A 20,706-nucleotide genomic window follows, 5' to 3' on the forward strand; every position below is an offset into this window, starting at 1 on the left:
GTTGTTGTTAAAAGGGCCGAACGAGCCTTGAAAACTCGCTTTTGGCCGACCGGTCTTTTGCCGGGAGTGAGTCGATCCTAATCGCGCAAGCTTTCAGCAAGCTTTCGCCGCTGCAATGGAGTTTTTCTGTAGGGCAAGGCTTACCTGTGGGAGCAAAGCTTGCTCGCGATGAAATTGACACATTCCTGATTGAGCGCCGCGGTGTCTTTATCGCGAGCAAGCTTTGCTCCCACGGACAATCTGCGCTCCACCGATAAATCAAAATACTGAAAGATCCAACGGCCGCACCGCCCCCATCCAGATCGCATGCTCGGTATGGTCGATCAGGTCATCGCCGGTCTCCGGGTGCAGGAAAATCACCAGTCCTTTGCGATTGAGCGCCAGCCACGGCAAGACCACGCCGATGTACTGCGGATCGAACGCCAATTGGCAACTCCAGTCCGGGTGCGGGCCGACCGGGCGCTGATGGACGCGGCCCATTTTCAGCGGGAACAGCTGCGCCGCTTCCTCGCACAGGGCGCGCGCCTGGTCGAGGGTATTGGCGTCGAAATACACGTGGGCGTGGTAGCCCTTGATCCGCTGCATCTGTCACTCCTTGAAAAAGGGGCCGAACCCTCGCCGTTTTCCGCGGGTCAGAGGCCTTATACGCGGAAAAAAAAAGGAAAAAAGCCATGAAAAACGCCGAAACCCCGGTCATCAAAGTGGTGCTCTATGGTGCCATGAGCAGCCTCGGCAGTGCGTTGATGGCTGAAATGCTGCGGCGCCAGCACGAAGTCATCGCCATTCTCGACGATCTTACTGCCCTGGCTCCACGCCCGGGCCTGCGGACCAAGACCGGTGATCTCTTCGATCCCGAGCGGGTCAAGCAAAGTGTTGCCGGTGCCAGCGCCGTGGTGTGTCTGCTGAACGCGCCGGGGTTGCCGATGAACAGCGAACAAGTGGAGCGCACATTGATTCCCGGCCCGGTGGAGCAAGTATTGGCCGTGGATGCACTGATCGCCGGCATGCAGGCGGTGAATGTTCCCCGGCTGTTCCTGGTGGGCGACTTTGCGATGCTCGACGAGGAGCCGACGGACGACGATTTGCAGCGCCATGCCGCCGAAGAAGTGCTCGATGCCCTGAAGAACAGCCCGTTGCAGTGGACCTTGATCAACGCACCCTATGCCGCGCCAGGCTTGGGCATCGAGCATTTCAGCCAGGTCAGTACCAGCCTCGAACCCGGCATGGCCGAATCCTTGGAGCGGCTCAACCGGGTGGCGGTCGGCATCGCCGATGAGCTGCGCCTGAACCTGCATGTGGGCGAGCACGTCAGTTTTGTCGCGGCGGTGTAGTGCATTAAACGGCAATGGAAGGCAGCGGCAGTCCGGTGAGCGATTCGGCACTGTTGGCCTGTTCTTCCATCAGCCAATCCACGAATTGCCTGATCAATACGCCGCGCCGTTTGCGCTGGGGCAAGACCACGTAATAACCCAGCCGCGACAGCACCGTTTCAGCGATCGGACGACACAGCAGGCCCTGGGCCAATAAGTTATCCACAAGGTGCCGCCAGCCGATGGCCACGCCCTGGCCGCCAATCGCCGCCTGGATCAGCAACGTGTAGTTGTCGAAGCGCAACTGCCCGGGGGCCGGCGGTGACGTGATGCCCAGCTCGCGAAATACGCCACTCCAGTCGAACCAACTGCTGCTGTTGCCCGCACGCAGGTGCAGCAACGGAAATTCCGCCAAGGCCTGGGCGGGCAAGGGCATGGGGCGTTCCTTGAGCAGCAGCGGGCTGCACACCGGAAAGACTTCTTCGCTGAACAGCCAGCGACTTTCGCCTTGTTTGAAGCGACCGTCGCCGAACAATACGGCAACGTCGATATCGGTGCGCAGCATGTTGTGGTTGCGCTCGCTGGTCACCAGGCTGACGTCCACCTGCGGGTTGGCCGCGTGAAAGCGATGCAGGCGTGGCATCAGCCAATAAGCGGCGAAGGCGAAGTCCGTGGCGACCTGCAGCACCTCATGCTGGTGCTGGGCGGTGATCGCGCTCAGCCCGGCATCGATGCTCTGCAAGCCGGCCTGCACCTGCTCGAACAGGATCGTCCCGGCCTCGGTCAGTTCGATACCGCGATAGATACGGTCGAACAACCGCGTACCCAGTTGCTCTTCCAGGCGCTTGATCTGCTGGCTGATGGCCGGTTGCGTAGTGCCCAGCTCAATCGCCGCCGCCGTAAAGCTTTGTTGGCGAGCTGCGGCTTCAAAGACACGGAACAGTTCCAGGGACAGGTCACCCAGGGCGTCATACATAAGCTGTGCTTATCCTAGTCATTATCCTGCATGGGCTTTACCCCAAAACCCGGGGGCTACATGCTCAATCGCAGCAATATCGCATAACTGCCTACTATGGAATGCCGCGAATACATGAAGCGCAAGAACATTCTTTTCATCATGGCCGATCAAATGGCCGCGCCAATGTTGCCGATCTACGGTCCTTCGCCGATCAAGCTGCCGAACCTGTCGCGCCTGGCCGCCGAGGGCGTGGTGTTCGATGCTGCCTATTGCAACAGCCCGCTGTGTGCCCCGTCGCGCTTTACCTTGGTGAGCGGCCAGTTGCCGAGCAAGATCGGTGCGTATGACAACGCGGCGGATTTTCCTGCAGACGTGCCGACCTACGCTCATTACCTGCGCCGCCTCGGCTACCGCACGGCGCTGTCCGGCAAGATGCACTTTTGCGGGCCGGACCAGCTGCACGGCTACGAAGAGCGCTTGACCAGTGACATTTACCCGGCCGACTACGGCTGGGCGGTGAACTGGGACGAGCCGCACGTGCGGCCCAGTTGGTACCACAACATGTCGTCGGTGTTGCAGGCCGGGCCGTGCGTGCGCACCAATCAGCTGGATTTCGATGAAGAAGTGGTGTTCAAGGCCCAGCAATACCTGTTTGACCACATCCGTGAGGACGGTGACCAGCCGTTTTGCCTCACCGTATCGATGACCCACCCACACGACCCGTACACGATTCCCAAGGCGTTCTGGGATTTGTATGACGACAACGACATACCGTTGCCGCAGACCCCGGCGCAAACGGCGCTCGATCCCCACTCCCAGCGGCTGCTGAAGGTCTATGACCTGTGGGACAAGCCACTGCCTGTGGATAAGATTCGGGATGCCCGCCGCGCCTATTTCGGCGCGTGCAGCTACATCGACAGCAACGTCGGCAAGCTCCTGCAAACCCTGGAAGACACCGGTCTGCTGGACGATACGATCATCGTGTTCTCCGGCGATCATGGAGACATGCTCGGCGAAAAAGGGCTCTGGTACAAAATGCACTGGTTCGAAATGGCTGCCCGCGTACCCTTGCTTATCAGCGCGCCGGGGCAGTTCGCCAGCGGCCGGGTGGGCGCGGCGGTGTCTACCGCCGACTTGCTGCCGACCTTGGTGGAGCTGGCTGGCGGCACGCTGGAACCGGGTTTGCCGCTGGATGGCCGTTCGCTGGTGCCGCATCTACAAGGGCAGGGCGGGCATGACGAAGTATTCGGTGAATACATGGCCGAAGGCACCATCAGCCCCTTGATGATGATCCGTCGCGGTTCGTGGAAATTCATCTACAGCGAAGATGACCCGTGCCTGCTGTTCGACGTACACAACGACCCCAAGGAACTGGAAAATCTCAGCCAATCGCCTGAACATCAGTCCCTGTTCGCCGAATTTCTCGCCGAGGCGCGCGCCAAATGGGACATCCCGACGATTCACCGACAGGTGCTTGCCAGCCAGCGGCGGCGCCGTTTTGTCGCCCAGGCGCTGACCCTGGGCAAACTCAAGAGCTGGGATCACCAGCCGCTGGTGGACGCCAGCCAGCAATACATGCGCAATCACATCGACCTCGACGATCTGGAGCGCAAGGCCCGTTATCCACAACCCTGCCAAAACCAATAACGTAAGGGGCAAGCCATGCAAAAGTTATCCACAGTACTGACTGCTGGACTGTTGGCGTTGAGCAGTGTTTCGGCCTGGGCCGAGCAAAGCTGCGAAACGGTGAAGATGGCTGATCCGGGTTGGAGCGACATCGCCGCCACCAATGCCATCACCGGTTTCCTGCTGGACGGGATGGGCTACAAGGCCAAGGTCGATACCCTCGCGGTGCCGATCACCTTCGGTGGCCTCAAGGACGGTCAGGTGGATGTGTTTTTGGGTAACTGGATGCCGGCCCAGCAGGGCTTCTACGACAAGTTCGTGGCCAATGGCGATGTCACGCAACTGGCCAAGAACCTGGACGGCACCGAGTTCACCCTGGCGGTCCCGGACTACGTCTGGGATGCCGGTGTGCATAACTTCGCCGACCTGAACAAATTCGCCGACAAGTTCGACAAAAAGATCTACGGCATCGGCTCCGGCGCCCCGGCCAACCTCTCCCTGAAAGAAATCATCAAGACCAATGATTTCGGCATGGGCGAGTGGAAACTGGTGGAATCCAGCGAGCAGGCGATGCTGGCGGAAGTCTCCCGGGCGGTGAAGAAACAGAAATTCGTGACGTTCCTCGGCTGGACCCCGCACCCGATGAACGTGCAATTGAAAATGCACTACCTCAAAGGCGGCGAGAAATACTTCGGCGAAACCGGCAGCGTCTACACCCTGACTCGCAAGGGTTATGCACAGGCCTGCCCGAACGTGGGCAAGTTGTTGACCAACCTGAGCTTCACCCAGGACATGGAAAACAGCATCATGGCGAACGTGCTGAACAACAAGGTCAGCAACACCGAAGCGGCCAAGGCCTGGATCAAGGCCAACCCGGCGGTGCTGGATAAATGGCTGGACGGTGTGCAAACCCTGGATGGCAAGGATGCGCTGGCGGCGGTGAAGGCCAAGCTCTGACAGCCCCGCTGCTTTGCGTGTTCTTTCGAGGGGCGCGTAGCACTGTCGCGAGGAAAACCATGTGGGAGCAAGGCTTGCCCGCGATGAAGACAACTCCGTCTTTCAGAGACCGAGGTGCCTGTTTCGCGAGCGAGCTTTGCTCCCACATAAATCCCCGCGGCACAAGGAGAGCAGTGCCTTGTCCTGATACTCTTGCGCCAAACCCCATCCTTGAGGCCCCATGGCAATCCCCACTCGCCATTCACTCTTTCCTTTCCTGAGCTGGCTGCCCCGGCAGACCCGCGCCAGTGTCGGTCGCGACCTGATCGTTGGCCTGAGCGGCGCGATTCTGGCGTTGCCGCAATCCATTGCCTACGCGCTGATCGCCGGTCTGCCGCCTGAATACGGGCTGTACGCGGCGATCGTCCCGGTGCTGATCGCCTGCCTGTGGGGTTCGTCATGGCACCTGATCTGCGGTCCTACGGCGGCAATCTCCATCGTCCTGTATGCCAGCGTCAGCCCTCTGGCCGTGCCCGCCACCCAGGACTACATTACCTTGATCCTGCTACTGACGGTGTTGGCCGGTATTTTCCAATGGCTGCTGGGGCTGTTGCGGTTCGGAGCGCTGGTGAATTTCGTTTCGCACTCGGTGGTGCTGGGTTTCACCCTGGGTGCGGCGGTGGTGATTGCGCTGGGGCAGTTGCCGAACCTGCTGGGCCTCGACCTGCCGAACGAAGCCACGGCGTTGAAAGGCCTGTTGATGTTGGTCAGCCACATCGAAGCTGTGGATAAACCGTCATTGCTGCTGGGATTGGGGACGCTGGTGCTGGGTGTCGTGCTCAAGCGGTTGCTGCCGCGCTGGCCGAGCCTGTTGATAACTTTGGTGATCAGCAGCCTGGTGGTCTGGTTGTGGCCGGTGATGTTCGGCCATGTGGCGCTGGTCAGCGCTTTCGCCGGGCGCCTGCCACCTCTCACGCCACTGCCGCTGGATCTGGAGCTGATCCTGCGCCTGCTGCCCGGTGCCGTCGCGGTGGGCATGCTCGGGCTGGTCACCAGCCTGTCCATCGCCCGTTCGCTGTCGATACGCTCCGGGCAATTACTCGATGCGAATCAAGAGGTGAGGGCGCAGGGGCTTTCCAACATTATTGGCGGATTTTTCTCCGGATCCTTGTCGGCCGGTTCCTTTACCCGTTCCGGCCTCAGCTATGAAGCCGGGGCCTGTTCGCCCCTGGCCGGGGTGTTCTCGGCCTTATGGGTGGCGCTGTTTGCGGTGGCGGGGGCGAAACTGATCGCGCACATTCCGATCCCGGCCATGGCCGGCAGCATTCTGCTGATCGCCTGGGGGTTGGTGGACCATCGCGGTATCCGGGCGTTGTACCGTGTGAGCCGCGCCGAATTCGTGGTGATGAGCCTGACCTGCCTGGCCACGTTGCTGCTGGAGCTGCAAACCGCCATCTATGCCGGTGTGCTGGCCTCGTTGTTCTTTTACCTCAAGCGCACTTCACAGCCGCGGGTGCAGCATTTTCGCGAAGGGGAGGCGGAAATCCTGCGGGTCGGCGGCTCGATCTTTTTCGGCGCTAGCCACTACCTGCAAGCGCGCCTGCAACGGTTGCAGGCGCAGCGGGTCGTCATCGATGCCCAGCAGATCAACTTCATCGATTATTCCGGGGTGGAAATGCTCCACCAGGAAGCCCGGCGCCTGCGCAGCCAGGGGCGAAGCCTGACCTTGCGCATGGCCCGGCCGCAGGTGGTGGAGGAGTTGAAGAAGCTGGAAGGGCCGCAGAACTGCCCGATTCACTTCGAGGACTGAAAAAGGCTCAGGCACACAAAACTTGGTGCAAGAGGACTTGTGGGAGCACAGCTTGCTCGCGATGAATGCGACGCGGTCTTTTGGAAACCGAGGTGCCTGCGTCGCGAGCAAGCTTTGCTCCCACAACAGCTTAAAGTGCCAACTGGCGGCGCAGCTCGGCCAGCACTGGCGCGGTGTCCGGGCGTACCCCGCGCCACAGGTAAAACGCTTCGCCGGCCTGTTCGGCGAGCATGCCCAGGCCATCCATCGCCACCGCCGCGCCGTGTTCCTTGGCCCAACGGCAGAACGAGGTCGGTTCCTTGCCATACATCATGTCGTAGCAAACCGTCTTGCCGGGCTCGATCAAACTTCCAGCAATCGGCGGCACATCCCCTGACAGACTGGCGGATGTGGCATTGATGATCAGGTCCACTGGCTCTTGCAGCCAGTCGAAACCACTGGCCGACACCGGGCCCAGGTCCGCAAACAACTCAGCCAGCAATTCGGCTTTTTCCACCGTGCGATTGGCGATGATCACCGAGGCTGGCGCTTCGGCCAGCAGCGGTTCCAAGGCACCACGCACCGCACCGCCGGCCCCCAGCAACAGGATGCGCTTGCCCTTGAGGCTAAAGCCCGCGTTGACGGTCAGGTCCCGGACCAGCCCGGCGCCATCGGTGTTGTCGCCCAACAGGCGACCGTCGGCCAACTTGCTCAACGTGTTGACCGCCCCGGCCCTCTGGGCTCGCTCGGTCAGGCTGTCGGCCAGGCGGAAGGCGTCTTCCTTGAACGGCACCGTGACATTCGCCCCACACCCCTCGCGGAAAAATTCCCGGGCGCAACCGGCAAAATTCTCCAGGGGCGCCAACAGCGTGCTGTAGTCCAGCACGTGCCCGGTCTGTTCGGCGAACAGGCGGTGGATCAATGGCGACTTGCTGTGGCCGATCGGGTTACCCATTACAACGTAGCGGTCCATGGATAATCCTCGTTCAGGCCGTTGCCAGCCAATCGCGATCCTGCAGGAAATACTCGGTCAACCGCGCTTCTTCACTGCCCGGCTCGGCTTTCCAGTCGTAGCCCCAGCGCACTTGCGGTGGCAGGGACATCAGGATCGATTCGGTACGTCCACCCGATTGCAGCCCGAACAGGGTGCCGCGGTCGTAGACCAGGTTGAATTCCACGTAGCGGCCACGGCGAAACTCCTGGAACTCCCGCTGTTTGGCGGTGAACGCGTCGTGCTTGCGGCGGCGCACGATCGGCAGGTACGCATCAATGAAGGCGTCGCCGATGGCGCGGATAAAGGCAAAGCAGGTGTCGAAATCCCACGCGTTCAGGTCGTCGAAAAACAGGCCGCCGATGCCCCGGGGCTCGTTGCGATGCTTGAGGTGGAAATAGCTGTCGCACCAAGCCTTGTAGCGCGGGTACACCTCGGGACCGAACGGCGCGCAGGCCTGCTCGGCGACACGGTGCCAATGGACGCAGTCCTCCTCCACGCCGTAGTAAGGCGTCAGGTCGAAGCCGCCGCCAAACCACCAGACCGGCTCTTCGCCTTCCTTTTCGGCGATGAAGAAGCGCACGTTGGCGTGGGAGGTCGGCACGTGCGGGTTGTGCGGATGGATCACCAGCGACACGCCCAAGGCTTCGAAGCCGCGTCCGGCCAGTTCTGGCCGGTGGGCGCTGGCCGAGGGTGGCAGACCGCTGCCGAAGACGTGGGAAAAGTTGACGCCGCCCTTTTCGATCACCGTGCCGTTCTCGATCACCCGCGTGCGCCCGCCGCCACCGGCCGGCCGGGTCCAGGCATCTTCGACGAAGCGCGTGCCGCCGTCCTCGGTTTCCAGGGCGGCGCAAATACGGTCTTGCAGGTCGAGCAGGTAGGCTTTCACGGCCTCGGTGCGAGTGGACATGACATCACCTTGATCAGGGCTACGCTACGCGGCGTATAGCGGGCCGGTGGCAAATGGGCGCACAGGATACCACCGCACTTGCCCACACCACAGTTGACGACGGTCAAGCTTAGGAGTCCGATAGCAGGCTCGGTAAAAGTCTTGCGACAAGGAGAAAGTGAAGATGGCCAAACGTATCCAGTTCAGTTCCCACGGCGGTCCCGAAGTGCTCGAGTACGTCGATTACTCGCCTGCCGAGCCCGGCCCGCAGCAGGTACGCGTCAGCAACAAGGCGATCGGCCTGAATTTCATCGACACCTACTACCGCAGCGGCCTTTATCCGCCACCGGCGTTGCCATCAGGCCTGGGTGCCGAAGGCGCGGGCGTGGTCGAGGCGATCGGCTCGGACGTGACGCGGTTCAAGGTCGGCGACCGGGTGGCGTACGGCAGCGGCCCGCTGGGGGCCTACAGCGATGTGCATGTGTTGCCCGAGGCCAACCTGGTTCATCTGCCCGAATCCATCAGTTTCGAACAGGCCGCCGGGGTGATGCTCAAGGGCCTGACTGTGCAATACCTGTTGCGCCAGACCTATGAACTCAAGGGCGGCGAAACCATCCTGTTCCACGCCGCCGCGGGTGGTGTGGGTTCCCTGGCCTGCCAGTGGGCCAAGGCCTTGGGCGTGAAGCTGATCGGCACCGTCAGCTCGCCGGAAAAGGCCGCCATCGCCAAGGCCCACGGCGCGTGGGAAACCATCGACTACAGCAAGGAAAACGTCGCACAGCGAGTGCTGGAACTGACTGACGGCAAGAAGGTGCCCGTGGTGTACGACGGGGTTGGCAAGGACACCTGGCTGACCTCCCTGGACAGCGTTGCCCCCCGTGGCCTGGTGGTGAGCTTCGGCAATGCCTCCGGGGCGGTGGACGGTGTGAACCTGGGGATCCTTTCGGCCAAGGGCTCGCTGTATGTCACCCGCCCGACCCTGGCGACCTACGCCAACAACGCGCAAAACCTGCAGCGCATGGCCGACGAACTGTTCGGGATGATCGCCAGCGGCAAGCTCACGGTGGACATCAACCAGCGTTATCCACTGGCGGAAGCGGCCAAGGCCCAGGCCGAACTGTCGGCACGGCGCACGACCGGCTCGACCATTCTCCTGCCCTGAAATTCGGTGATCCTGAGTTGAAAACCCTGTGGGAGCGAGCTTGCTCGCGATAGCGTTGGATCAGCCGACATCGATGCTAACTGACCCGACGCCATCGCGAGCAAGCTCGCTCCCACATTCGGTCTGTGGTGTTCATAAATACTTGTGCAACACAAAAAACCTGTGGGAGCGAGCTTGCTCGCGATAGCGGTAGATCAGCCGCCATCGATGCTAACTGACCCGACGCTATCGCGAGCAGACTCGCTCCCACATTCGGTCTGTGGTGTTCATAAATACTTGAGCAACACAAAAAACCTGTGGGAGAGAGCTTGCTCGCGATAGCGGTGGGTCAGTCAGCATCAATGTTGGATGTGCCGACGCCATCGCGAGCAAGCTCGCTCCCACATTCGGTCTGCGGTGTTCATAAATACTTGTGCAACACAAAAAACCTGTGGGCGCGATCTTGCTCGCGATAGCGCTGGATCAGCCGACATCGATGCTAACTGACCCGACGCCATCGCGAGCAGGCTCGCTCCCACATTCGGTCTGTGGTGTTCATAAATACTTGTGCAACACAAAAAACCTGTGGGAGCGAGCCTGCTCGCGATAGCGGTGGGTCAGTCAGCATCAATGTTGGATGTGCCGCCGCTATCGCGAGCAAGCTCGCTCCCACAGTGGTTTCAGGCAAGCTGGAGAATGTGTGTGCGGGTTCAGTCCGGCCGCACCACTTTGCCGGTCGCCAGGTCGCGAATCACGCTGGGGTTCTTGCGCCCGCCCAGGTTGCCGCCCAGCACCAGGTCGATCTGCCCGCGGAAATACTGTTCGACGCGAATCCGCGTGCGCGCCGCCGGGCGCCCTTGTGGGTTGGCCGAGGTGGACACCAGCGGCCCGACCAACGAGCACAAGTCGCGTACGGTGGGATGATCGCTGACCCGCAGCGCGACAGTATCGTGCACCCCGGTGATCCATTCGGGCAGCAAATTCTGGTGCGGCACCAGCCAGGTATTGGGCCCCGGCCAGGTGCTGGCCATGCGGTCCATCCAGGTGTCGGGGAAGTCTTCGAACAGAAAGTCGAACTGGTGGATGTTGTCAGCCACCAGGATCAGCCCTTTATCGGGCAGCCGCGACTTGATCGCCAGCAGGCGCTCCACCGCCTCCTCGTTCCATGGGTCACAACCCAGGCCCCAGACCGCTTCGGTTGGATAGGCAATCACCGCCCCGGCGCGAATTTCTCGCGCGGCTTGTTGCACACGCCAACTGTTGACCATGAAAGATTCTCCCGCAACGCAAATAAGGCTGTGGGCAGTTTACCGATCTTCCCCATAAAACCTAGCGCGCAAACCAACGTCCGTTGTCACAGGTGGCGCGTCCTTCCATCTCCAGCTCGGTCAACGCCGCCAGCACTTTGGGCAAGCTCCAGCCACTGGCGTTGGCCAGTGCCTCACTGCTCTGCGGCGCGGCATGCAGCAGGCGCAGCAGCGGATGGGTCACGGGCACAGGCTCCGAGGCCGGCGGCAACCGCTGCCAACCGCGCAGCGCTTCGAGGATGTGCTCGACGGTTTCCACCAGCGCCGCACCGTCGCGGATCAGCTGATGACAGCCTCGGGCCCCGGGGTGATGGATCGATCCAGGAATGGCATACACCTCGCGTCCCTGTTCCGCCGCCAGTCGCGCGGTGATCAGCGAGCCGCTGGCGACACTGGCCTCCACCACCAGCACACCCAGGGACAAGCCGCTGATGATCCGGTTGCGCCGCGGAAAGTTGCTGGCATGGGGCGGTGCGTCCAACGGGAACTCCGACAGCACCGCGCTGCCCTGGGCAATCATCGCGTCCGCCAGCCGACGATTGCGCTGTGGATAAAAATTTTCCAGGCCAGTGCCCAACACGCCGACGGTGCGCCCGCCGACATCCAGCGCGGCCTGATGAGCCGCCGCATCAATGCCCAGGGCCAGGCCGCTGGTGATGACAAAACCGGCCCCGGCCAGGCTGCGGGAAAACGCCGCCGCGGTGTCCATGCCGGGGCGTGATGCCCGGCGACTGCCGACCATCGCCAGCTGAGGTTTTTCCAGGATCGAGGTGTCGCCAGCAACGAACAGCAGCGGTGGCGCATCGCTGATCTGCGCCAACAGCGCCGGGTAGTCAGGTTGGTCCCACATCAGTAAATGCTGGCCCGCACGCTCCAGCCAGGCCAATGCATGGGAGGCGCCGTCACGCACATCCGGGTTGCGCCGAGACTCGGCACAGGCCAGTGGCAAGCCCAGCGCTCGCCAGGCGCTGGCCGGTGCACTGATGGCCTTGGAGGCCGAGCCGAAGGCCTCCATCAGGGTCATGAAACGCTTGGGTCCCAGCTCCGGCAAGCGGTGAAGGCGTAGCCGGGCCTCCAGTTCCGCAGGGGAAACCGGCGTAGATTCAGGTAATGACATGCGATCATCCTTGACCGTTATAAGTCCCGTACAAACGGGAACAAGCTGTGGATAACTCTGTTGGTAACTTGTGAAACCCGTTATGGATTACGGACCTTGTCGAGCACCGCCAACGAGCGCGATGCGTACAGCACCAGGCCATAGCTGAGCTTGTCGTAGGTGCGGAAAACCATCAGCAGGCCGGCCCGCTCATCGGGGATCTTCACCCGCTCGCCCGTGAGGCGGTCGCGTACGGTTTCACCGGTCTTCATGACCGCCAGCACGTTGCCTTCGGTCAGTCCGTCGCGCCGGCCCTTGTTCAGGGTGACCACGTCCAGCGCGCCGATCTGGGTCACGCCCCGGGGCACGTCCAGGATCACCCCGTGGATGTCTGATTTTGGCGCGCTGGGCATGAAGGTCGAGTTGATCGAGCGCTCTTCGCCACTGAACAAGCGATCACCCAGGCGCACTTCCTGGGTGGTGCGTTGCAGGGCCAGGGTGGTGACATCGCCTTCGGTGGCGACCACCTCGCCGCCGCCGATGTCGTCGGCGTTGATGCCCAAAAACTCCTTGGTCTCGGGGTCGGTGTAGACCTTGCCCTGGCGAAAGATGCCGTATGCCGTCTGGTTCGCATCGAACGAGCCACGGGCGAAGACCCGATCCCCCATGCCGCTGAGTACCCGTTCGGCATTGCCGGCGACGACGTAGGGGGCCTTGTTGAAATCCTCAGGCGTGTCGACGATGCGGTTGCTCAGCAGGAAGCTGTTGATCGCTTGCAGTGGAATGCTTGGGATGGCGTCGGCCACTGGCGAACTGCGAATGCGCGGCGACAGCTTGATGGTGCCGCGCGAGGTGCCGCGATTGAGGGTCAGGCGCGGCTGGCCGTTGACGTAGACCAGCGACAGGGTGTCGCCCGGATAAATCAGGTTGGGGTTTTCGATCTGCGGGTTGGCCTGCCAGAGTTCCGGCCATTTCCACGGTTCGCGCAGGTATTTGCCGGAAATGTCCCACAGCGTGTCCCCCGTCACCACCGTGTATTGCTGGGGAAAACCTTCCCGAAGTTGCACTTGCCCGTGCGCGATACCGACCGAGGCCAGGAGCAGCAGGGCGAGTAGTGATTTCCTCATGCGGTGAATCCCTTTATTATGTGCGTTCGCGTAAAACGCCAGAGCCCCCGTGGCTCGCTGCCCAAGGAGCTATTCTCCACAAGAGCAACGTTTTACAACGGTAGCCTGCATCCCAAGACACGCCAGGCCAGCCACCCGACTTTACCTCACACGTGCATTTATCAAGCTTATGGCCATTTTGAACATTCTCGAATTTCCGGACCCGCGCCTGCGCACTATCGCCAAACCAGTGGCCGTAGTGGACGACGAAGTGCGTCAGTTGGTCGATGACATGTTTGAAACAATGTATGAAGCGCCAGGCATCGGCCTCGCCGCGACCCAGGTCAACGTGCACAAGCGCATCGTCGTGATGGACCTCTCCGAAGACCGCAGCGAGCCGCGGGTGTTCATCAACCCCGAGTTCGAAACCCTGACCGACGAGATGGACCAATATCAGGAAGGCTGCCTCTCGGTGCCGGGTTTCTACGAAAACGTCGACCGCCCGCAGAAGGTCAAGATCAAGGCCCTGGACCGTGACGGCCAGCCTTATGAACTGATCGCCGAGGGCTTGCTGGCCGTGTGCATCCAGCACGAGTGTGACCACCTCAACGGCAAGTTGTTCGTCGATTACCTGTCTACCCTCAAGCGCGACCGGATCAAGAAGAAACTGGAAAAACTTCATCGCCAGAATGCTTGATGCCCCCCTTCAAAGGCTTGCCGCGGCAAGCCTTTTTCTTTTTGCGACTGCTTTGTAATTGAGAGCTACCCATGACTGAGCCACTGCGCATCGTCTTTGCCGGCACTCCCGAATTTGCCGCCGAACACCTCAAGGCCCTGCTGGCCAGCCCCCACGACATCGTCGCGGTCTATACCCAGCCGGACCGGCCAGCCGGTCGCGGGCAAAAACTGATGCCCAGCCCGGTCAAGCAGCTGGCCCTGGAGCACGGCATCGAGGTGCTGCAGCCGCCGACCCTGCGCGATGCCCAGGCTCAAGCCGAACTGGCGGCGCTCAAGCCAGACTTGATGGTGGTGGTCGCCTACGGCCTGATCCTGCCCCAAGTGGTGCTGGATATCCCGCGCCTGGGTTGCATCAACAGCCACGCCTCGCTGCTGCCACGCTGGCGCGGTGCGGCGCCGATCCAACGCGCCGTGGAAGCGGGCGATGCGATGAGCGGCGTGACCGTGATGCGCATGGAAGCCGGCCTGGACACCGGGCCGATGCTGCTCAAGGTCAGCACGCCCATCAGCGCCGAAGACACCGGCGGTAGCCTGCACGATCGCCTTGCGCTCATCGGCCCGCCGGCCGTGGTCCAGGCCATTGCCGGCCTGGCCGCTGGCACGTTGGAAGGCGAGGTGCAGGATGACAGCCTCGCCACCTATGCACACAAACTGAACAAGGACGAAGCCCGCATCGACTGGAGCCGCCCAGCCGTTGAGCTGGAGCGCCTGGTGCGGGCCTTCAACCCTTGGCCGATCTGCCACAGCACCTTGAACGGCGAAGCCCTGAAAGTGCTGGCGGCCAGTTATGCCGAAGGGAAGGGCGCACCGGGTGAGATCCTCAGCGCCAGCAAGGACGGCCTCGTCGTGGCCTGCGGTGAACAGGCGTTGTGCCTGACGCGCCTGCAACTGCCCGGTGGCAAGGCGCTGAACTTCAGCGACCTGTTCAACAGTCGCCGTGAGAAATTTGCCGTCGGCACGGTCCTGGGCCAAGCGGCGGATGCCTCATGAACCCACGTCTGGCCGCCGCCAAGGCACTTGCCGCCGTCCTCAGTGGCAAGGCCTCCCTCAACAGCTCCCTGCCGACCCAACTGGACAAGGTAGAAGACCGTGATCGCGGTTTCACCCAGGACCTGGCGTTCGGCACCGCCCGCTGGCAGCCACGGCTGTCAGCCCTGGCGGCCAAGCTGTTGCAGAAGCCGTTCAAGGCCGCCGATGCAGACGTCGAGGCGTTGCTGCTGGTGGGGCTCTATCAGTTGCTCTACACCCGCGTCCCGGCCCACGCCGCCATCGGCGAAACCGTGGGCTGCGCCGACAAGCTGAAAAAGCCCTGGGCCAAGGCCCTGATCAATGCCGTGTTGCGCCGCGCCCAGCGCGAAAGCGAAAGCCTGTTGGCCGAGCTGGAGCACGACCCGGTGGTACGCACGGCGCACCCGCGCTGGCTGCAGAAATCCCTCAAGGCGTTCTGGCCCGAGCAATGGGAAGCCATCTGCGCGGCCAATAACGCCCATCCGCCGATGATCCTGCGGGTCAACCGCCGTCACCATACGCGCGATGCCTACTTGGCATTGCTGGGCGCGGCGGGCATCCCGGCCATCCCGTGCCAGTACAGCCGCGACGGCATCGTCCTGGAAACCCCGGGCGATGTGCGCGCCTTGCCGGGCTTTGCCGAGGGCTGGATCAGCGTCCAGGACGAAGCCGCCCAACTGGCCGCCGACCTGCTGGAACTGGCGCCGGGCCAACGGGTGCTGGACGCCTGCTGCGCGCCGGGCGGCAAGACCTGTCACATCCTCGAAGCCGAACCGAAGCTGGCCGGCGTGGTGGCGGTGGACCTGGAAGCCAAGCGCCTGGTGCGGGTGAAGGAAAACCTCGAACGCCTTGGGCTGGACGCCCAATTGATCGCCGCCGATGGCCGCGACACCGCGACCTGGTGGGACGGCAAGCCGTTCCAGCGCATCCTCCTGGACGCGCCATGCTCGGCCACCGGCGTGATCCGTCGCCATCCGGACATCAAGCTCACCCGCCAGCCGGACGACATTGTTGCGCTGGCCGTGTTGCAGGGCGAACTGCTCGATGCCCTGTGGCCGACCCTGGAAGTGGGTGGCATGCTGCTCTACGCCACGTGCTCGACCTTGCCGACCGAGAACACCGACGTGATCGACGCCTTCCTCGCCCGCACCCCGGGCGCCCGGGAGCTGGACATTGCCACTCAGGCTGGCCTCAAGCAGCCCCATGGTCGCCAATTGCTGGCCCAGGAGGGCGGTCATGACGGGTTCTATTACGCCAAACTGATCAAGATCGCCGCCGCACGTGGTTAAAACGATTCGATAGGGAGTGACTGGATGAAAATCATCATCCTCGGCGCAGGGCAGGTCGGCGGTTCGCTGGCGGAACACCTGGCCAGCGAGGCCAACGACATCACCGTGGTCGACACCGACGGCGAACGCCTGCGGGACTTGGGCGACCGCCTCGACATTCGCACCGTGCAAGGTCGCGGGTCATTGCCGACGGTATTGCGCCAGGCCGGCGCCGACGATGCCGACATGCTCGTGGCCGTGACCAACAGTGACGAAACCAACATGGTCGCCTGCCAGGTCGCCCACACGTTGTTCCACACCCCGACCAAGATCGCCCGGGTGCGCGAAGCGGCCTACCTGACCCGCGCCGACCTGTTCGACAACGACGCGATCCCGGTGGATGTGCTGATCAGCCCCGAGCAGGTGGTGACCAACTACATCAAGCGCCTGATCCAACACCCGGGCGCCTTGCAGGTGATCGACTTTGCCGAAGGCAAGGCCCAACTGGTGGCGGTCAAGGCCTACTACGGCGGGCCGCTGGTGGGCCAGCAACTGCGCCAGTTGCGCGAGCACATGCCGAATGTGGAGACCCGGGTCGCGGCGATTTTTCGTCGTGACCGGCCGATCCTGCCCCAGGGCGACACGGTGATCGAAGCCGACGACGAGGTGTTTTTCATCGCCGCCAAGGCGAACATTCGCGCGGTCATGAGCGAAATGCGCCGCCTGGACGAAAACTACAAACGCATCGTCATCGCCGGCGGCGGGCAGATCGGCGAGCGCCTGGCCGAAGCCATCGAAAGCCGCTACCAGGTCAAGATCATCGAGATGAACCCGGCCCGCTGCCGCTACCTCTCGGACACCCTCGACAGCACCGTGGTATTGCAAGGCAGTGCCTCGGACCGCGACCTGTTGTTGGAAGAGAACATCGCCGACGCCGACATCTTCCTGGCCCTGACCAACGACGACGAAGCCAACATCATGTCGTCGCTGCTGGCCAAGCGCCTGGGGGCGAAGAAGGTCATGACCATCATCAACAACCCGGCCTACGTCGACCTGATCCAGGGCGGCGACATCGACATCGCCATCAGCCCGCAACTGGCAACCATCGGCACCTTGCTCGCCCACGTGCGCCGCGGCGACATCGTCAGCGTGCACTCCCTGCGTCGCGGCGCGGCCGAAGCCATCGAGGCGATTGCCCATGGCGACGCCAAGTCCAGCAAAGTCATCGGCAAGGCCATCCGCGACATCGGCCTGCCGCCGGGCACCACCATCGGCGCGATCATCCGCGACGAAGAAGTGCTGATCGCCCACGACGACACCATGATCCAGACCGGCGACCATGTGATCCTGTTCCTGGTGGACAAAAAGCACATTCGCGATGTCGAGAAGCTGTTCCATGTGGGGTTGAGCTTCTTCTGATCCAGAGTATGCAGTGACAGGAAGGCCCTCATCGCGGGCAAGCCTTGCTCCCACAGAGGATCGGTGTTGTTCACAGCATTTGTGAGCAACGAAGATCCCCTGTGGGAGCAAGGCTTGCCCGCGATGGCCATCTAACATTCAACCGATCAACCACAGACTCAACGCCAAAGGACCTCCATCCATGCTCGATTCCCTGGAAAAAATGCTCGCCAAGGGTGTGGATAACCCACTGCTGCGCTTCGGCCTGGGCAAGGGCTATCTGGACTTGGGGGAATTCACCCGCGCCGCCGAACACCTCCAACGCTGCGTCGAACTCGACCCCAAGTATTCAGCCGCCTGGAAACTATTGGGCAAGGCCCAGCAAGGCCAAGGCGATCTACCGGCCGCCCGCCAAGCCTGGGAACAAGGCCTTGAAGCCGCCCGCGCCCACGGCGACAAACAGGCCGAAAAAGAAATGACCGTGTTCCTCAAAAAACTCGATCGCCAGCCCTGAGCTCACGCAAAACAGCTTTTGTGGCGAGGGAGCTTGCTCCCGCTTGACCGGGCTGGCGCTCCAGTGCGAAGCACTCACAAAAAAGCCCACCTCCCAATCCACTGCCAATCCGCCAAAAGTTCAGCCGGCGCAAAATCTGTGGGAGCAAAGCTTGCTCGCGATAGCGGTAGACCAGCCAAACCAGATGTCGACTGACCTGTCCCAATCGCGAGCAAGCTTTGCTCCCACAGGTGAAGGAAACCGGGGACAGACCACGATTTGGACTCATCTGTAATCAGACTGTCTAGTAATCGTGGTCTTTCCCCGGTTTCCCTCACAGCCCCCCTTACACGATAGCGTCTTCTCTTGAGTTTGATGCCGGCCTTCGATTAGATATGAGGCGTAAACGTTGTGACGTGAGTAGCACCATCAAACACAGGGAATAGCACTAAATGGCAAGGATAGAACCCGTTTTCGGCAGCATCAGCAGCGAAATCGAAAACCCATACCAAACGGGCGACGCCCAACTGATTGACGACGAAGTTGTCACGTTTTCAAAACCCAAGATTTTTGATTTTTCCGGGCGTATTTCTCTGGCGCGCTTCTGGCTGATTCGTGTGCCCTTGGTGCTGGTTCTTCCGTGCATTTTGCTGGCGTTCTTTATGGTGGGGTTGCGCCATCAACTGGTGGTTTTGCTGATAGTCGGTGTCACCGTTGTCGTTCCTGCCATCCTGCTCGACGTGTCTCTACTGGTACGCAGGGCACGTGATCTGGGCTGGAGTCCGAAATGGGCAATTCTCCTCGCGTTCCCTGTTATCGGCTTTGTGATAACGCTTCCGCTCATCATGCTTCCAGGGCGTAAAGCGATTAATAAATACGGCCCGCCCAATCCACCTCTCTCGACGTTGGTAAAGCTACTTACCGCGCTGTTGGTGGTGCTGATGCTTGTAACTACAACCGTGCTAGTTGCGTATTTTCCCCAATACCACCCACAGGCAATCTACGAGTGGTTCTTTAATGCATTGGTTCAGGCATAACGTTAGCGTACGCGGAGTCCATGCTTCGCCTCATTGCGCGGCGCCAAGTGCTCAGGTGCCTTTGTAGAGAGCGCTGCGCGCACCACGCGATAGCCCTGCGTACGCCGCGGTGATGTCCATTGGGAAAAGAGAACAGATTTATTTCTCTGCTCTAAACGTCCGCTCTTGGCCGTATGCGGCCTATCGCTACGAAGGACAGTGGTGAATAGTTAGAACCTTGTTCGTCCGCGTTTACACATAGAAAAACCAAAACCCGACGCAAAACGTCGGGTTTTTTCGTTGAGGAATAAATCCTACTGCCGCGGCTCCACGTTATCCAACACCCGATTCGCCAGCAGCGAACTCAACTCAATCAACTGCTGAATCCCAAGCGCCACATGACGCCTCGATCCATCCAGATCAAACGCCAGCTCACTCACCATGGCATCCGCCGAAGCCAGGGTTTCGCTGAGGTTGGCGAGCAAGCATTCGTTGTCGAGGCCTTTCACGACGGTGAATAGCTGCCCCGGTTTGGGGTCGTCTTTGGATTTATCCGGTTTCGGTAGCAAGTAGTGATCGAGCACGCGTTTGGTGGTTTCGTCTTGCTGCTTGGCTTTGGATTTTGCGGACTTTAAGGTGGAATCTGTTTCAGGCGGATTGGGCGTTATTTTGAACATAAGCTTCGGTTCCGGATTGGTGCCGACGCCCCGAAGCTACTAAACAATGGGGTGGCAGCTGTACGCAGGTTAGTAGACCGGGGAACCGAAGAAGCCGGCGCGCCTAAGCGCCCTGCGTACAGCCGCCATCAAGAACAGGGTCGGGCCCTGTTTTAGAAGCGCTTGTACAACTTCGATTACCTCGGGCTACTAAACCCGACCACTGATGGGCAGTGGCAGGAAGACAATAGAACCCGGGTGCAAGGCGCACAAGCGGGCGGATTCTGGCGTAGTTGTAGGCAAAGGCGCAAGGATGCGTAGCTTGATAGAGGGTGTAGGTGGGGGCTGTAGGAGGGAGGTTTTTGGGTGATGCGGGTGGCTGGTTTTGCTTTGGAATTGGGGCGATTTCATCGCGAGCAAGCTCGCTCCCACAGGGGATCGGGGGCTGTTGAAGGTATTGTGTTCGTCACCGCCCGGTGTGGGAGCGAGCTTGCTCGCGATAGCTATCTGGTGGAAATGAGGGGGCTTCTGAAAAAACTGGATCGCCATCCCTGAGCTACACCTCAGCCCCCCTGATTGTTGCAGTCGGCTGCGTGCTTGAGGTACGTCAGGGCGCGCTGCTCACCCATTGAATCGAGGTAGGTGAGTTGCGCGTTCACCAAGCCGCAGTTCTGGCCGCTGTCTTCGGTCAGCGAGATCACCTGCTTGATATCCAGGTGGGTGCCGTAGGCGTAGGTTTCGCTAGCTGCCTCGGCCTGGGCCATGGCGGGTAATGCGCCGGCGCCCAGAGCGGTGATCAGGCAAGCGGCAGCGATGTTTTTCAGGTTCATGGTCGTTTTCCTTCAATGAGTTCGATGGTTTCATCGAGGCGATTCATGTTGTCTCGATGGGCTCATTAAAGGCCCGCGAGGTATCTCGGCTGTGTCGAGAAATAACTCGGTTGGATGGGTTACGTATCTGAGGTGGGTTGCGATACAGAG

At 61.3% G+C, this 20,706-nt stretch carries 20 protein-coding genes; 11 read left to right on the plus strand and 9 right to left on the minus strand.

The genetic code is table 11. The annotated features are described in order from the left end of the window. Positions 1 to 258 precede the first annotated feature (258 nt). Entirely contained in the window at positions 259 to 585 is a 327-nt protein-coding gene (locus KI237_RS00375; protein WP_212798329.1) for a DOPA 4,5-dioxygenase family protein, read from the minus strand. 86 nt (positions 586 to 671) lie between these two features. Between KI237_RS00375 and KI237_RS00380 the strand changes: the two genes are divergently transcribed. After that, on the plus strand, positions 672 to 1,331 hold the full coding sequence (locus KI237_RS00380) for an NAD(P)-dependent oxidoreductase (RefSeq protein WP_212798330.1): 660 nt from the start codon (positions 672 to 674) through the stop codon (positions 1,329 to 1,331). Between the two features lie 4 nt (positions 1,332 to 1,335). On the opposite strand, the gene KI237_RS00385 is transcribed toward KI237_RS00380, so the two are convergent. Beyond that, entirely contained in the window at positions 1,336 to 2,286 is a 951-nt protein-coding gene (locus tag KI237_RS00385; protein ID WP_212798331.1) for a choline sulfate utilization transcriptional regulator, read from the minus strand. Positions 2,287 to 2,400: 114 nt separating this feature from the next. Between KI237_RS00385 and betC the strand changes: the two genes are divergently transcribed. From betC to KI237_RS00400, 3 genes are all read left to right on the plus strand, one after another. Further along, complete coding sequence (gene betC, locus KI237_RS00390; RefSeq protein WP_212798332.1) at positions 2,401 to 3,915, plus strand: choline-sulfatase; 1,515 nt, start codon at positions 2,401 to 2,403, stop codon at positions 3,913 to 3,915. 15 nt (positions 3,916 to 3,930) lie between these two features. Next, positions 3,931 to 4,851 carry a choline ABC transporter substrate-binding protein gene (choX, locus tag KI237_RS00395; protein WP_212798333.1) on the plus strand — a complete coding sequence of 307 codons (921 nt, stop codon included), beginning with the start codon at positions 3,931 to 3,933 and terminating at the stop codon, positions 4,849 to 4,851. Positions 4,852 to 5,071: 220 nt separating this feature from the next. Next, on the plus strand, positions 5,072 to 6,640 hold the full coding sequence (locus KI237_RS00400) for a SulP family inorganic anion transporter (protein ID WP_212798334.1): 1,569 nt from the start codon (positions 5,072 to 5,074) through the stop codon (positions 6,638 to 6,640). A 130-nt stretch (positions 6,641 to 6,770) separates the two neighbouring features. On the opposite strand, the gene aroE is transcribed toward KI237_RS00400, so the two are convergent. Next, positions 6,771 to 7,592 carry a shikimate dehydrogenase gene (gene aroE, locus KI237_RS00405; RefSeq protein ID WP_212798335.1) on the minus strand — a complete coding sequence of 274 codons (822 nt, stop codon included), beginning with the start codon at positions 7,590 to 7,592 and terminating at the stop codon, positions 6,771 to 6,773. 13 nt (positions 7,593 to 7,605) lie between these two features. Continuing rightward, entirely contained in the window at positions 7,606 to 8,520 is a 915-nt protein-coding gene (gene hemF / locus KI237_RS00410; protein WP_212798336.1) for an oxygen-dependent coproporphyrinogen oxidase, read from the minus strand. 163 nt (positions 8,521 to 8,683) lie between these two features. Here hemF and KI237_RS00415 point away from each other — a divergent pair, with 163 nt between their 5' ends. Continuing rightward, a complete protein-coding gene (locus tag KI237_RS00415; protein ID WP_212798337.1) occupies positions 8,684 to 9,661 on the plus strand; it encodes an NADPH:quinone reductase in 978 nt (325 codons plus the stop codon). 689 nt (positions 9,662 to 10,350) lie between these two features. Here the strand turns inward: KI237_RS00415 and tsaC are convergent. The 3 genes from tsaC to KI237_RS00430 form a co-directional block, all read right to left on the minus strand. Further along, positions 10,351 to 10,908 carry an L-threonylcarbamoyladenylate synthase type 1 TsaC gene (gene tsaC / locus KI237_RS00420; RefSeq protein ID WP_003196294.1) on the minus strand — a complete coding sequence of 186 codons (558 nt, stop codon included), beginning with the start codon at positions 10,906 to 10,908 and terminating at the stop codon, positions 10,351 to 10,353. A gap of 61 nt (positions 10,909 to 10,969) precedes the next feature. After that, positions 10,970 to 12,064 (minus strand): DNA-processing protein DprA, encoded by a 1,095-nt coding sequence (gene dprA / locus KI237_RS00425; protein ID WP_212798338.1) that lies wholly within the window; start codon positions 12,062 to 12,064, stop codon positions 10,970 to 10,972. An 80-nt stretch (positions 12,065 to 12,144) separates the two neighbouring features. After that, positions 12,145 to 13,170 carry a LysM peptidoglycan-binding domain-containing protein gene (locus KI237_RS00430; RefSeq protein ID WP_212798339.1) on the minus strand — a complete coding sequence of 342 codons (1,026 nt, stop codon included), beginning with the start codon at positions 13,168 to 13,170 and terminating at the stop codon, positions 12,145 to 12,147. A gap of 169 nt (positions 13,171 to 13,339) precedes the next feature. Between KI237_RS00430 and def the strand changes: the two genes are divergently transcribed. The 6 genes from def to KI237_RS00460 all read left to right on the plus strand — a co-directional run bounded on the left by def (position 13,340) and on the right by KI237_RS00460 (position 19,091). Beyond that, positions 13,340 to 13,846, plus strand: a complete 507-nt coding sequence (def, locus tag KI237_RS00435) for a peptide deformylase (RefSeq protein WP_003196300.1) — start codon at positions 13,340 to 13,342, stop codon at positions 13,844 to 13,846. 71 nt (positions 13,847 to 13,917) lie between these two features. Further along, positions 13,918 to 14,877: a methionyl-tRNA formyltransferase gene (gene fmt, locus KI237_RS00440; protein ID WP_212798340.1), complete on the plus strand. Its 960-nt coding sequence runs from the start codon at positions 13,918 to 13,920 to the stop codon at positions 14,875 to 14,877. Beyond that, the gene (rsmB, locus tag KI237_RS00445) at positions 14,874 to 16,184 is read left to right on the plus strand and encodes a 16S rRNA (cytosine(967)-C(5))-methyltransferase RsmB (protein WP_212798341.1); all 1,311 of its coding nucleotides are present in this window, start codon (positions 14,874 to 14,876) and stop codon (positions 16,182 to 16,184) included. Before fmt ends, rsmB begins: the two co-directional genes overlap by 4 nt. A gap of 24 nt (positions 16,185 to 16,208) precedes the next feature. Further along, positions 16,209 to 17,582: a Trk system potassium transporter TrkA gene (gene trkA, locus KI237_RS00450; protein ID WP_212798342.1), complete on the plus strand. Its 1,374-nt coding sequence runs from the start codon at positions 16,209 to 16,211 to the stop codon at positions 17,580 to 17,582. A 181-nt stretch (positions 17,583 to 17,763) separates the two neighbouring features. Then, a complete protein-coding gene (locus tag KI237_RS00455; protein WP_212798343.1) occupies positions 17,764 to 18,075 on the plus strand; it encodes a tetratricopeptide repeat protein in 312 nt (103 codons plus the stop codon). A 431-nt stretch (positions 18,076 to 18,506) separates the two neighbouring features. Then, positions 18,507 to 19,091, plus strand: coding sequence for a DUF805 domain-containing protein (locus KI237_RS00460; RefSeq protein ID WP_212798344.1), 585 nt, complete (start codon positions 18,507 to 18,509; stop codon positions 19,089 to 19,091). 293 nt (positions 19,092 to 19,384) lie between these two features. Here KI237_RS00460 and KI237_RS00465 read toward each other — a convergent pair whose 3' ends face one another. Beyond that, positions 19,385 to 19,747 carry a DUF6124 family protein gene (locus tag KI237_RS00465; RefSeq protein ID WP_212798345.1) on the minus strand — a complete coding sequence of 121 codons (363 nt, stop codon included), beginning with the start codon at positions 19,745 to 19,747 and terminating at the stop codon, positions 19,385 to 19,387. 542 nt (positions 19,748 to 20,289) lie between these two features. Further along, positions 20,290 to 20,556 carry a DUF2790 domain-containing protein gene (locus KI237_RS00470; protein WP_212798346.1) on the minus strand — a complete coding sequence of 89 codons (267 nt, stop codon included), beginning with the start codon at positions 20,554 to 20,556 and terminating at the stop codon, positions 20,290 to 20,292. Positions 20,557 to 20,706: the final 150 nt, after the last annotated feature.

Source organism: Pseudomonas sp. St316, from assembly GCF_018325905.1.
Classification (GTDB): Bacteria; Pseudomonadota; Gammaproteobacteria; order Pseudomonadales; family Pseudomonadaceae; genus Aquipseudomonas.